Annotated in this window: 8 protein-coding genes; 6 read left to right on the plus strand and 2 right to left on the minus strand. The window is 38.5% G+C overall.

Going from position 1 to position 7855, the window contains the following annotated elements; all coding sequences use genetic code 11:
* A partial coding sequence (locus FJR38_RS15390; protein WP_168537992.1) for a glycosyltransferase occupies positions 1 to 613 on the plus strand: 613 nt, incomplete at its 5' end.
* A 229-nt stretch (positions 614 to 842) separates the two neighbouring features.
* Here the strand turns inward: FJR38_RS15390 and FJR38_RS15395 are convergent.
* On the minus strand, positions 843 to 2552 hold the full coding sequence (locus FJR38_RS15395) for a DUF3352 domain-containing protein (RefSeq protein WP_168537994.1): 1710 nt from the start codon (positions 2550 to 2552) through the stop codon (positions 843 to 845).
* 30 nt (positions 2553 to 2582) lie between these two features.
* Here FJR38_RS15395 and FJR38_RS15400 point away from each other — a divergent pair, with 30 nt between their 5' ends.
* The 3 genes from FJR38_RS15400 to FJR38_RS15410 all read left to right on the plus strand — a co-directional run bounded on the left by FJR38_RS15400 (position 2583) and on the right by FJR38_RS15410 (position 5091).
* The gene (locus FJR38_RS15400; protein ID WP_168496496.1) at positions 2583 to 2942 is read left to right on the plus strand and encodes a rhodanese-like domain-containing protein; all 360 of its coding nucleotides are present in this window, start codon (positions 2583 to 2585) and stop codon (positions 2940 to 2942) included.
* 432 nt (positions 2943 to 3374) lie between these two features.
* Positions 3375 to 4451 carry a heat-inducible transcriptional repressor HrcA gene (gene hrcA / locus FJR38_RS15405; RefSeq protein WP_168537996.1) on the plus strand — a complete coding sequence of 359 codons (1077 nt, stop codon included), beginning with the start codon at positions 3375 to 3377 and terminating at the stop codon, positions 4449 to 4451.
* Between the two features lie 4 nt (positions 4452 to 4455).
* The gene (locus FJR38_RS15410) at positions 4456 to 5091 is read left to right on the plus strand and encodes a DUF2834 domain-containing protein (RefSeq protein WP_168496500.1); all 636 of its coding nucleotides are present in this window, start codon (positions 4456 to 4458) and stop codon (positions 5089 to 5091) included.
* Here FJR38_RS15410 and FJR38_RS15415 read toward each other — a convergent pair.
* On the minus strand, positions 5088 to 5429 hold the full coding sequence (locus FJR38_RS15415; protein ID WP_168496502.1) for a hypothetical protein: 342 nt from the start codon (positions 5427 to 5429) through the stop codon (positions 5088 to 5090). The two genes, FJR38_RS15410 and FJR38_RS15415, sit on opposite strands and share 4 nt — an antisense overlap.
* A 112-nt stretch (positions 5430 to 5541) precedes the next feature.
* Between FJR38_RS15415 and FJR38_RS15420 the strand changes: the two genes are divergently transcribed.
* Both FJR38_RS15420 and FJR38_RS29175 read left to right on the plus strand, forming a co-directional pair.
* On the plus strand, positions 5542 to 6507 hold the full coding sequence (locus FJR38_RS15420; protein WP_168537998.1) for an AEC family transporter: 966 nt from the start codon (positions 5542 to 5544) through the stop codon (positions 6505 to 6507).
* A gap of 139 nt (positions 6508 to 6646) precedes the next feature.
* Positions 6647 to 7513, plus strand: coding sequence for a M23 family metallopeptidase (locus FJR38_RS29175; RefSeq protein WP_254445305.1), 867 nt, complete (start codon positions 6647 to 6649; stop codon positions 7511 to 7513).
* Positions 7514 to 7855 lie beyond the last annotated feature (342 nt).

Here is a 7855-nt window from a genome sequence, read left to right on the forward strand (position 1 = left end):
GACTAAAATCGTCTGTGTCGGTACTCCCGTGCGATCGCAATTCCTAGATAACTCAATTGATAGCCCCCTAGACTTGCCTATTCCTGATCATGTTCCCCTAATTTTAGTTTTCGGTGGTAGTCAAGGGGCTGTAGCGATAAATCAGTTAGTACGTCAGTCAGCGGCGGCTTGGTTTCAAGCAGGTGCATACATAGTCCATTTAACGGGTGATAACGATCCAGATATCAACAGTCTTCAACATCCTCAATATATCGCCTTACCTTTTTACGACAATATGGCAGCGTTATTAAAACGGGCTAATTTAGCTATCAGTCGTTCTGGTGCTGGCAGTTTAACAGAATTGGCGGTGTGTGGGACTCCAGCTATTTTGATTCCCTATCCCTTTGCAGCCGAAGATCATCAATCTTACAATGCAGATGTGTTTACTAAGGCTGGTGCAGCTTTGACATTTAAACAGTCGGAGTTGACAACGGAAATATTGCAAACTGAGGTTTTGAATTTGTTGCAGTCTCCAATAGAATTAGCGAAAATGGGAGAGAGGGCAAAAGCGATCGCCGTCCCCGACAGTGCCGATAAATTAGCAGCTTTAGTTAAAGAAGTGTTGGCAAATTAAAAATTTAAACTTTGATACAGCAGAAGTCAGGAGTCGTAAGGGCGAAGCATTCAATGTAAGGGCGAAGCATTCGGAAAAGAAACTTGGGAAAAACCCGAGAATTTGTCGCCCGAATGCTTCGCCCCTACTGGGAAAAAACCGATAATTTATCGCCCGAATGCTTCGCCCCTACTTTGGAAAAAACCGATAATTTATCGTCCGAATACTTCGCCACTACTGACAAAAATGATTAATTAAATTGCCAGAATACGCCCCCTTTAAGTGTTCCTGGTTCACTGCTATAACTGCTGATTGTCAGCGATCGCAAATTATCAAAAACTGGTTTACCAAAAATTTCCACAAATTTCAGCCAAGGTAATTGACTTTTGAGAATATCTTGACTCTTTTCCCAATCGAGATAAATATACCCTTGATTTGGTTGGGGAATTACAGCCATACCTGTATGAAATTGGGGATTTTCTAGTAAGGATTTTTCCTTTTGATTTAAAACCGCGGTTAGGGTTTTTAAATTAGCAGTGAAAACCTCATAATTATCTAATGTTGTATGTACTCCCCTAACTTTTGTTTCCACATTAATAGATGTATCATTTTCAGCAGTTGCTGTTAATTCTGTCCAAGCTGAAACCTGAATTCCATCTAAATTCAAAGAACTAACATTAAAACCATTGGTACTGGCAATCTGATCTAAACTGGCTATACCTGCTGCTAACTGCGGCGTTTTTTCTACCACAAATACCCAATCAGGAATAACAGTTTCTGAATTAGGTAATAAAGCGATCGCATATTCTCCCAATACCCAACTGAAAATATCCTGACTCAAGTTTAAACCCAAATTTTCCTGGATCTTGACCACAGGTTGGATTAATCGAGAAACAGCATCTTCACTAGCACCATAAATAGTTGCTGTTCCTTGTTTCCAAAGTTTAGCTAAATCACTATTACCTAAATTACTCAAATTTGTGCCAGCGATCGCCAAAGCTGTTGATTCTGGAATATACTGTAATGCCCCCACAGGTTTAGATAGCGGTAAAGATGGAGGTACAACGTCCGCAGTTGTTAAAAATGTACTTTCAGCCAACAAACCTTGGGGATCTAATACTAAAGATAGAATTTGGCTATGATAAGTTGATTCTGCCAATTCTAAACCTTGCCACTTCCCAACTTCAGGTAAATTTAGGAAAGCCACAGCTACAGAACTTTTGGGAATTTGTTGAGTAGCTTTTTGATATTCTAGAGAACTCAGCAAATTTAGATCCGGTGCTTGTAAGTTATTAATTGCTTCTTTGATTACCTTGGGATGATTAGCAAATAAAACAAAATTATTAACAACTGCACCAGCTAAACTATTTTGGATTTTTTCTGCTGGTAAATCTTCTTGGTAATCATCAATAACCTTGACACCTTTGTATCTTTCAATGCTTAAACTAGTCCCAGATAAAGCCCGTTGAGAAAATAACAACTCCATAAACTCACGACTTTCTTGTGAGTTATTGGTTGCTAGTGCCATTAAATACCCTGTTTGTAGCCCATTTTCTGGATCACGGTCTATATCTCTGGTAGTTACAGCTAAAGTAATTTCATTACTCAACCAAGGTTTAAGATCATCTTGATAATCTATATTACTTTTTGCCAATAGACTTGTTTTCAGTTGAGAAAATTCTCCTTTCGGTACTAGCGACTGTAAAGCATCGGGATTTACCAACAGTGACACCATTGCTGGAGACGACTTGGAGACAAATATAGCTGCACCAGGTTGAGAGTTCCGAACCATAAGACTAGTTGGACTTTTTCCCGAAAACCAATAAACTCCAGCCAGTCCAATCAGTAGCAGCGTGATGACACCAGCTACAAGGAAACCAACTCTAATCCTTTTTTCTTCTGAGTGTTGACTGTTCACATTATTTATATTTATATTATTTTCCATCTTTTCTGCCAACATGAATAGTATAGGATTTTTTAGAAAAACTGCATGACAGATACATCATTTAGCCAACCCTTTTCTCAAATTAGCGTTGAAGAACTAGCAAAACGTCTTGCTAGTGATCAAGAAAAAATTCAGTTAATAGATGTGCGTGAACCCCAGGAAATTGCAATATCACAAATAGATGGTTTTGTCAATCTGCCTTTGAGTGAATATGAGCAATGGAGTGAGCAAGTTCCGACTCGCTTTGATCCCCATGCAGAAACTTTTGTTCTCTGTCATCATGGCATCCGCTCTGCTCAGATGTGTCAGTGGTTAGTTACTCAGGGATTTACAGATGTCAAAAATATTACGGGAGGTATTTCTGCTTACTCTATCTTAGTTGACCCTTCAGTGCCGCAATATTAGAGAAAAATGAATAATTGACAATTGATAATTGGTTAATTTGGGTTAAAATCTCTTTTTTTCCAGAGTAAAGATATAGGAAAATATGGAGAGATAATCATTAATTGTCAATTATCAATTGTTAATTAATAGTCAGCAGCTTGACGAATAGAGAATAAAATTTTGTAGCTAGAATTACAGCTTATATTGGTAAACTATGCGATAATACGGAAAAAGCTAGAAATTAGTCCGCTTTTTTGTTTTCAGCCAAGGAGTAATAAAGAATACAGCAAATATCATCTGAAGGTAAATTTTGTGTTTAGTTAATACAATATAAGTATATAATTTGCTATCTTACATTAATTAATAATTAATTCTTTTTTGGAATTTTGTAGTGAAAACCACAGGGTTTTTCAGCTTTTGATTAAGATTTGCCTTCAGTAAAAAAAATCACTTATGCAAGTCCACCTGACTAATCGCCAACAAAATATACTTTGGGCAACTGTACGCCATTATATTGCGACAGCCGAACCTGTAGGTTCTAAAGCTCTAATTGATGGGTTTGATTTAGGTATTAGCTCTGCTACTATTCGCAATGTGATGGGGGCTTTGGAAAAATCCGGGTTACTTTATCAACCACATACTTCTGCGGGGAGAGTTCCTTCTGATTCGGGTTATCGTATTTATGTTGATCAACTAATTACACCTTCAGAGACTTTAGCTAAAGAGGTAGAAGTAGCATTACAACAACGTCTGCATTGGGAAGATTGGAGTTTAGAGGCTTTATTACAAGGTGCTGCTCAAATTTTAGCAACATTAAGCGGTTGTATTACCTTGATTACTATGCCGCAAGCCACAACAGCAAAATTAAGACATTTGCAATTAATCCAAATTGAAACAGGACGGATTATGTTGATTGTGGTGACGGATAGTTACGAGACACATTCTAAGGTGATGGATTTATTTACACCGAATTCAGACAGTAAACCTGAATCAGAGGTAATTGATCATCAATTGCAGATTGTTTCTAACTTCTTGAATAGTCACCTACGAGGACAGAGTTTATTAGAATTAGGTTATCTTGACTGGACTGAATTGGATCAAGAGTTTCAAAGTTATGGAGAATTCTTGAAAAGTTCTTTGGTAGAATTGACTCATCGCGCCCTTGCACCGACAACGACACAAATCATGGTGCGGGGAATAGGAGAGGTTTTACGACAGCCAGAGTTTTCTCAGGTACAGCAGGTACAGACAATTATGCAATTGTTGGAAGAGGAACAAGACCAACTGTGGCATTTAATTTGTGAAGAAGCAGAAATGGATGATCAGAATAAGTCTAAAGTAACTGTACGGATTGGTACAGAAAATCCTCTTGAACCTATTCGTACTTGTACTTTGATTTCTGCTGTTTATCGTCGGGGTTCTGTGCCAGTGGGAAGTGTGGGGGTTTTGGGTCCAACTCGGTTAAACTATGAGAGTGCGATCGCTGTAGTCGCAGCAGCAGCAGATTACCTCTCAGAAGCATTTAGCTAAATTCATGATGAGAAAAATCACTTTTGGTCTATTATGGCTGGGATTTGTTTCCTATGCCTTTTTATTTGCTCCTCCCCAACAACCTGAAACTTTTGAATTAATCAAAAATTTGTCTACAGCAAATTGGCAAGGAATTAATCCCCTGATTATATCGTTATTTAATATCATGGGAATCTGGCCTTTTGTATATAGTGCGGTAGTTTTTTTTGATGGGAGAGGTCAAAAAATTCCCGCTTGGCCTTTTGCTAGTGCTTCATTTGCTTTAGGTGCATTTGCACTTTTACCATATTTGGCTTTAAGAGAATCTAATCAAAAATTTGTTGGTGAAAAAAATTTATTTCTCAAAATCCTAGATTCTCGTATCTTGGGAATTTTATTAACTTTAGCTGCGACGATTTTATTCATATCCAGTTTGCAAGGAGACTGGGATAATTTCGTCCAACAATGGCAAAATAGCCGATTTATTCATGTCATGAGTTTAGATTGTGTCATCTTGAGTTTATTATTTCCCACATTGTTAGGAGATGATATGACGCGACGGGGTTGGAAAGATAATCCGTTATTTTGGCTATTTACAATTCCTTTATTTGGAGCTTTGATATATTTGTGTGTACGTCCACCTGTAGATATAGAAAATTAAAAAGGTAAATATCCAGTTGTGAACATTTTATAGCCAGAAGCAATACAAATTAATGATAGGAAAAATTGCCATAAACTTGTAGGACTGAGAATAGCGCGACTACTAATAAATACCGCAATAATACCAACAAAGACAGCAATCAATCCCAGATTTTTCATACTTCTGGGGAAGAAAACCAGCATGAGTACACCTAATGTCAGTGATAACACCGAAATATCAGCAGAAATTCCCCGCCACCAGTAAGGATAAACGTTGGTGGTAAAAAAGATATTTTGCCCCACCAAGTAGATTCCTAGAATCAGCAACCCAAAACCGGCAATTCTCAGCAAAAATTTCATAATTACCCTGATTAACAAGTTTATAGACAAGTACAATCTTAACGTGGATTGTAGGTAATCGTCTTTTAATTCTTATAATTATTATACATTAACTCCTGCAAAAGTTTTTAACATGATTGAAACCCTATTTCAAGCCTACACTCCTCTATTTATCTGGATAGGGTTAGGATTATTCTTCTCTCGGTTCACCTCTGATAATTTAGCTACATTACTAGGTCAGTCACTATACTGGGTGGGCGTGCCACTACAACTGCTAGTATTAGCGCGTCATACTAATTCTTCTATTGGTGGATTAATACCGGGAATAGGAGTAGGGATTGTCCTATTGAGTCTGACTTTAGCATTATTAATTTGGTGGTTGTGGCAATGGTTCATGAGTGCTAAAACCAAGCCAGAACCAGAAAGTCTAGACATATCAGACTCTTCGCAAAAAGCGACTTTAGGCAGTTTTATTTTGGCAGCAATTTTAGGAAATACAGGGTTTGTGGGATTGACACTGACACAAGTGCTAACCAGCCCGGAAAATACTGATTGGGCAGTATTATTCAGCGTTACAAATAACGTTTTTGGTACTTATGGAATTGCCGTCTTAATTGCCAGTTATTTTGGCAAGAGAGAAACCGAAAATCATTGGTGGATACAATTACGAGATATAGCCACTGTTCCCAGTTTGTGGACATTTTTCATTGGCTTAAATACTCAGTTTGTGGAATTACCTGCGGTGATTGAGTCGGGTTTAGAACAAGCTGTTTGGGTAGTAATTGCCTTAGCTTTATTGCTGGTTGGTTTGCGACTAGGAACAATAAAAGAATATAAAAATTTGGATATTGCTTTAATTGCCAGTGTTCTTAAAGTTGTGATTGTACCTTTACTGGTAGGATTAGCTGCAACTTACTTTGGTATAATTGGGGAACAGCGTTTAGTATTGGTACTAATGTCAGGCACACCCACCGGGCTTTCGGTACTGATTTTAGCGGAAGTTTATGATTTAGATCGGAACTTGTTATCAAGTAGCATTGCTTTGACTTTCGTGGGATTATTTTTAGCACTACCCTTCTGGTTAATCTGGTTTGGGTGAGATAGACTTCCATGCTGACAGGAAACACTTCTTGCCATAAACTGGTCTGTTGATTAACAGCAGCAAAAGATTTCTTTAAAAGCTTATGATGACCATAACTAACGCTATTAATCCGCTACATCAATGGCCGTCTGTTGGGATGATCAACAGTGCTAAAATGTTCATAGGAATAATTGCCGCTGTTCCCATTGCTTTAGGCTTACCAGCAGAGGCTTTAGAGGTGCAGATCATACCTAAAAATCCTCAACTGGGAGATACTATTTCGGTAATAATTGAGTCAGATAACCAAGAAAAAACTAGTAATCCTACGGTGAAAGTTGGGGAAGAAACATATCCAGTCTTTGAAGTTGCACCTCGTCAATACCGTTCTTTGATTCCCACAACTCCTTTAGAAAAGCCTGGAGTCAGAAAAGTTACTGTCGCGGAAGCAGGATCGCAACAACGAAACCTGGCTGTGTACGTGCGCGATCGCAAATTTCCCGTCCAACGCATTAACTTACCACCAGGGAAAGCCGGAGTTAGAGCTACAGAGTATGAACTCAAGCGAGTAGCAGAATTTAAAACCCTACAGACACCAGAAAAATATTGGAATGGTGCTTTTCTCACTCCTAATGGTGGCCGGATGTCTACTAGATATGGTGTCCGTCGCTACTACAATGGTAAATTTGCCAATGACTACTACCATCGTGGACTGGATTACGCAGGTGCGGCAGGTTCACGGGTAATTACCCCAGCCTCTGGACGAGTAGCTTTAGTGGGGACAGTATCCCAAGGCTTCCGTGTGCATGGTAATGTTGTGGGGATTGATCACGGACAAGGCGTAGTCAGTATTTTCATGCACTTGAGTCGGATCAATGTCAAAGAAGGTGATTTTGTCAACGCCGGCCAACTAATTGGTGCAGTCGGTTCAACTGGTGCATCTACAGGTCCCCATTTACATTGGGGCTTATATGTAAACGGACTATCGGTTGATCCATTACCTTGGAAATCTCGGAAAATTGATTAAATTATCACTTTGTTTCTTCGAGAATTTACACAAGACGTATATGTAAATAGTACAATCTGGTAGAAACAATTAATTCAGTAACAAAGTAGTTAGGGGCTTAGTCCCCTTTTTTATCCATATCTGTATTAATTCTGTTATTGTATTCTGGGTGATTGATAGCATCCTTAATTAAACTTGGCTATCTGAAATTTTAGGTTTCTATCCAGAAACACATACTTTTATCTTTCCGCACTACCCAGGAGGTTTTATGAGTATTGAAAAAATAGTAGAACAAGCACTTCAAGATGGTCATTTGACACCAGCAATGGAAGCAGAAGTGGGGCGCATTTGCGATAACGCTTC

Origin of the sequence: Anabaena sp. UHCC 0253 (genome assembly GCF_009712085.1) — a bacterium.
Taxonomy (GTDB): Bacteria; Cyanobacteriota; Cyanobacteriia; order Cyanobacteriales; family Nostocaceae; genus Dolichospermum.